The organism is Aeromonas sp. 604176 (assembly GCF_049170755.1).
Lineage (GTDB): Bacteria > Pseudomonadota > Gammaproteobacteria > Enterobacterales > Aeromonadaceae > Aeromonas > Aeromonas veronii_A.
This window is the reverse complement of sequence record NZ_JAAKNE010000316.1, coordinates 1-527: the sequence shown is the minus strand read 5'-3', so window position 1 is coordinate 527 and position 527 is coordinate 1. Positions and strand designations below refer to the sequence as shown.

Genomic DNA, 527 nt, shown 5'->3' with positions numbered 1-527 from the left:
ACCATCGGCCACGTTGACCACGGTAAAACCACCCTGACTGCAGCTATCACCAACGTGCTGGCCAAGCACTTCGGTGGTAAAGCTTTCGCCTTCGACCAGATCGACAAGGCACCGGAAGAGCGTGAGCGTGGTATCACCATCAACACCTCCCACGTAGAATACGACACCGCTACCCGTCACTACGCACACGTAGACTGCCCGGGTCACGCCGACTACGTTAAAAACATGATCACCGGTGCTGCCCAGATGGACGGCGCGATCCTGGTAGTAGCAGCGACTGACGGCCCGATGCCGCAGACTCGTGAGCACATCCTGCTGGGTCGTCAGGTAGGCGTTCCGTACATCATCGTGTTCATGAACAAGTGTGACATGGTAGATGACGAAGAGCTGCTGGAACTGGTCGAGATGGAAGTTCGTGAACTGCTGTCCGAGTACGACTTCCCGGGTGATGACCTGCCGGTAGTCCGTGGTTCTGCACTGAAAGCGCTGGAAGGCGAAGCTCAGTGGGAAGAGAAGATCCTGGAACT

The 527-nt window shown here is 56.7% G+C and carries 1 protein-coding gene; it reads left to right on the top strand.

Translation table 11 applies throughout. The features are described from left to right. Positions 1 to 527, top strand: a 527-nt coding sequence (locus G5358_RS21585; RefSeq protein WP_421324939.1) for a GTP-binding protein, incomplete at both ends; no start/stop codon positions are given.